The organism is uncultured Nostoc sp. (assembly GCF_964245445.1).
In the GTDB taxonomy this organism is placed as follows: domain Bacteria; phylum Cyanobacteriota; class Cyanobacteriia; order Cyanobacteriales; family Nostocaceae; genus Nostoc.
Genome location: NZ_CAXTNE010000428.1, coordinates 1 through 4525, shown reverse-complemented (window position 1 = coordinate 4525; position 4525 = coordinate 1). Strand labels below are relative to the sequence as shown.

Annotated in this window: 3 protein-coding genes; all 3 read left to right on the top strand. The window is 42.3% G+C overall.

Annotation, left to right across the window (positions count from 1 at the left end):
- Positions 1-645 precede the first annotated feature (645 nt).
- The 3 genes from ACFE90_RS36600 to ACFE90_RS36590 all read left to right on the top strand — a co-directional run bounded on the left by ACFE90_RS36600 (position 646) and on the right by ACFE90_RS36590 (position 4370).
- The gene (locus ACFE90_RS36600) at positions 646-1011 is read left to right on the top strand and encodes a peptidase inhibitor family I36 protein (protein WP_375507140.1); all 366 of its coding nucleotides are present in this window, start codon (positions 646-648) and stop codon (positions 1009-1011) included.
- 538 nt (positions 1012-1549) lie between these two features.
- Positions 1550-1885: a hypothetical protein gene (locus ACFE90_RS36595; RefSeq protein WP_375507139.1), complete on the top strand. Its 336-nt coding sequence runs from the start codon at positions 1550-1552 to the stop codon at positions 1883-1885.
- Positions 1886-2153: 268 nt separating this feature from the next.
- Complete coding sequence (locus tag ACFE90_RS36590) at positions 2154-4370, top strand: peptidase domain-containing ABC transporter (protein ID WP_375507138.1); 2217 nt, start codon at positions 2154-2156, stop codon at positions 4368-4370.
- Positions 4371-4525 lie beyond the last annotated feature (155 nt).

The window sequence follows — 4525 nt, the reverse complement described above, 5'->3', positions numbered from 1 at the left end:
TTGTTAGCGATCGCTGGTTTTTGATCCTACCTCACCAAATCGCGTTGCTCCCGGATGGATGTACGGCTCTAATGGTGAGGTGATTCTCACTGCCTCTGCACCTACTGTTGCTCCTCACAGTTCTTGGTTACATTTACCTACCTGTTTGGGTTCCTAAGATTCCCTAGTTATAAGTAGTCGGACAAAAAAATATTTACAGTCATTGCGAGCGTTCGCAGAGCGTCTCCAAGAGTTGCAATCTCAGCCGCAAGCGAATTGCTTAATTAGGCTTCTCTACGAGACGCTACTGCGAACGCTTCATTCGCAATGACATTAGACATTTCCGAAAATGAATGTAGAGACGTAGTAGTGCTACTTTCTTGTAATTCGTAGGGGCGAGGTTATTTTCGCTCCTACTTTTTCATTTAAATGAACATAGCACAAATAAACTAGCTTGATTGAACGTAGGAGTAAGCGAACAGCATGAGAATCAAGTTGCACATGGTATAACCTAGTAATCTCTGGATTTTTCATGAAATATCAGGTTGTTCTCCAACATAGTGAAGAAGATTGGGTACTGCTTGCCTTGCAACTATTGCCAAACATTACAGACGCACTATAGACTCAACATTACTAACCTGCCTCAATTAACTAACGAGAAAAACAATGTCTAATATTAACAACCAAACCCAAGACCTCTACAGCATCGAATTGGTACAAGACCTTGACCACGAAGCCGCTGCTACTGTTAGTGGTGGTGCCCTATACCTTTTCGACAATCCTAATGCTGGAGGAGAGGAGGAAGTTCTCATAGCCGCAGATGCTAATTTAGGCGCACTTCCTGGTGTAAACGACTTCAGCAATAAAGCATCTTCGTACAAGGTAACGGGTACCAGAAGTTGGTATGTCTACACTCAGAAGAATTACAAAGGTACAAGATATACTCTAAAAGCAGGCACAAAAGGTAACTTTTTCGGTACCTATCTTAACAACAACATCGAGTCTGCAAAACCTGCACCTCAATACTACTAGAATCCTGAAAAACTTAAAAGAGAAGTAGTTCGTAGGGGCGAGGTCGTAATGCTCCTACTTTTTCTTTTGCCTGATGATAACACAAATGCTGAGGTGATTCTCTCTAGCTCTGCACCTACCGTTGCTCCTCACACTTGTTGCTCACAATTATCTAGGACTTACGCACTGTACAAATTTATTATCTTGTGCATCAATGAAAATACGTCGTTTCAGGCTTTTATCAATCATTGTTTGATAAATAGCAATCGCCTAAAAAGTGTCAAAAACTCAGGGTTTAATGCCTGAAATCCACAGACATATTTAGTTTTTTCTGTCAATGCGTAAGTCCTATTATCTACTTGTTCGGGTTCCTAAGAAGTTTTAGTTATCTTCTTCAATTGACTTTCCAAAATTGGAAAGTCAATTTCCTAACTTGACGATGTGCGTCTAATCAAATTTACCTATTGTAAAGGAGTGCAGTAAAGGCGAACACCCAAAACGCCAGTGCTGCTACACACTCAACTTCCTAACCTCCCTTAATTAACTCAGGAGAAAAACAATGTCTAACATCAACACCCAAGACCTTTATAGCATCGAATTAGTGCAAGACCTTGATCATGAAGATGCTGCTACTGTTAATGGTGGTAAATTATACCTTTCGGGCGGATACAATAATACAGGATATGAAATAGCTGCCTCAAAAGGAATCAAGGATTTAGGCAAGTATGACGATACAGCATCTTGGTATCAGGTAACCGGTAACAAAGGTTGGTATGCCTACACTGGTAAGTATTACACAGGTGATGAATACTATCTAGCACCATACAGCAAAGGTAACTTCAAGGGCAATTTAGCCGGTGCTAACGACGACATCGAGTCTATCAGACCTGCATAATCAGCTCGGTTCTATTTCATACCGCAGACTAGAATCCTGAAAAACCTAAAACAGAAAAGAATGCTCTCACCTTCTTTTTTAGCTGAGTAACATCCTTTTCTCGCAGTTTGTAGGGGCGAGGTCGTTTTCGCTCCTACTTTTTCATTTAAATAAAGATAATACAAATAACGTAAATGGTAATACCCATAGCAAGCTTTGAGCGTAAGAGTACGCGAACGGCATGAAAATCAAGTCACAAACGGCGTAACCAAATAATCCCCGGATTTTTATGAAATATCAGGTTGTTCTCCAAAACAGTGAAGAAGATTGTGGCGCTGCCTGCCTTGCAACTGTTGCCAAACATTACGGACGCACTTTAAGTCTGAGCCGGGTACGAGAAGCGGTAGGCACGGGGTCGCAAGGTACTACTCTGCTTGGTTTGAATCGGGGTGCAGAAGCTTTAGGATTCAATGTTCGCCAGGTCAAAGCTTCTGCTCAACTGATCGACAGTTTAGATAAAGCTCCAATGCCCGCAATCATACATTGGAAAGGTTACCACTGGGTAGTTTTATACGGGCATAAGGGGAAAAAATATGTAATTTCTGATCCTGGATTTGGTATCCGTTACCTCAGCCGTAAAGAATTAGCCGAGGGTTGGAGCAATGGGATTATGCTACTGCTAGTGCCAGACGACACCCGTTTTTCTGAGCAGCCGGATGACAAAATGACTGGCTTTGGACGCTATTTGGTGCGTGTTTGGCCCTATCGCTTGCTTCTGGGTCAGGCGATCGCCATCAATATTGCGATCGGACTTTTGTCTCTCGCCTATCCCTTGATGATGCAACTCCTCACCGATGATGTACTAGTGCGGGGAGATACTCAATTACTAACTACTGTGGCAATTGGGGTAATTGCCATAAACTTGTTTAAAAGTGCAATTGGTTTGGTACAGTCTCACCTGATTGGTCACTTCGGGCAGCGCTTACAATTAGGACTGCTACTGGACTACGGTCGAAAACTTTTACACTTGCCCTTATCTTACTTTGAAGGACACCGTAGTGGGGAAGTCGTCAGCCGAATTGCCGATATTCATGCCATCAATGAGTTAGTTTCGCAAATTGTCCTTGGTTTACCTAGCGAATTTTTTATTGCACTAGTTTCCTTGGGCTTTATGCTCTTTTTGAGTTGGCAATTGACTCTGGCTTCTGTATTGGCATTTGTCATTGTCACCTTAGTTAACCTGCTTTTTCTACCCGCCTTACGTCAGAAAACCCGTAAACTTATCGTATTAGGTACTGAAAACCAAGGCTTTTTGGTGGAAACGTTTCGCGGCGTTCAAGTACTCAAAACAACACAAGCAACTCCCCAAGCTTGGCAAGAGTATCAAACCAACTATGGTCGCCTTGCTAACTTGGGCTGGAGTACGATGAAACTGGAACTATACAGTAGTACATTCACTAATATTCTTTCAACTTTAACTAATATAGGTTTACTCTGGTTAGGCAGCTATTTAGTAATTAATCAAACATTATCTATTGGTCAACTGCTAGCTTTTAATGGCATGAGTGGCAACTTTCTCGGTTTCCTGACTTCAGTAATCAGGTTAGCTGATGAGTTTATTACTGCTCAAATTGTCATCCAACGGATGGCAGAAGTGATTGACGCTACCGCAGAAGACTCGAATGAACAGAAAAAGCCTTGGGCAGAAATATCCACTGATGCAAATATTATCTGCACTAAAGTTAACTTTCACCATGCTGGTAGAGTTGACCTGTTACAAGATTTTTCCCTGACTATCCCTGGTGGTAAAGTTATTGCTTTAATTGGTAAATCTGGTTGTGGTAAAAGTACTCTAGCTAAACTGATGGCTGGTTTATACTCCCTCCAGTCAGGTAATATTCGTTATGGTCTTTATAACAGACAAGACTTATCTTTAGAATGCCTGCGACAACAGGTAGTCTTAGTACCGCAAGATCCACACTTCTGGAGTCGCTCAATCTTTGATAACTTCCACTTCAGCTATCCTAATGTGACTTTTGAACAAATTGTCACAGCTTGCAAAATAGCAGGAGCTGATGAATTTATTAGCGAATTACCTGATAAATATCATACTGTCTTAGGAGAATTTGGAGCTAATCTTTCTGGTGGGCAACGGCAGAGATTAGCGATCGCTAGAGCAATAATTACTAACCCACCTATACTGATTTTGGATGAATCCACTGGCGCTCTCGATCCGGTGAGTGAAGCTGAAGTATTAGATCGACTGCTTACTTATCGCCAAGGCAAAACCACAATTTTAATTAGTCACCGCCCCAGAGTCATTGAGCGAGGCGATTGGATTGTATTACTAGAGAAAGGACGTTTGCAAATCCAAGGTTCTCCAGAAGAATTGCGCCAAATTGCTGGCGAACACTTAGGCTTCCTAGACGATGTTCGGTCATCAACTCCGAGTTTACTGGTGAAATCTTCCAGTCCTGCTAATGGCAAATACGCCGCCATTAGTTAATGCCATATTGTTTACTTTGAAATTTTGGATTGCTCCTCAACGAAGAGGCAGGGGGAAGGGAAGAAGGAAAGGAGGAATTGGGGCAGGGTGCGGGGGGCAGGGGAGAAAGTTTCGTCTTTTCCCCCTGCTACTTGCTCCCATGCTTCTGCATTTCC

Bases quoted from the DNA above. Each gene is read 5' to 3' on its own strand.
- ACFE90_RS36590 (WP_375507138.1), top strand. From the start codon at position 2,154: ATGAAATATCAGGTTGTTCTCCAAAACAGTGAAGAAGATTGTGGCGCT.
- ACFE90_RS36600 (WP_375507140.1), top strand. From the start codon at position 646: ATGTCTAATATTAACAACCAAACCCAAGACCTCTACAGCATCGAATTG.
- ACFE90_RS36595 (WP_375507139.1), top strand. From the start codon at position 1,550: ATGTCTAACATCAACACCCAAGACCTTTATAGCATCGAATTAGTGCAA.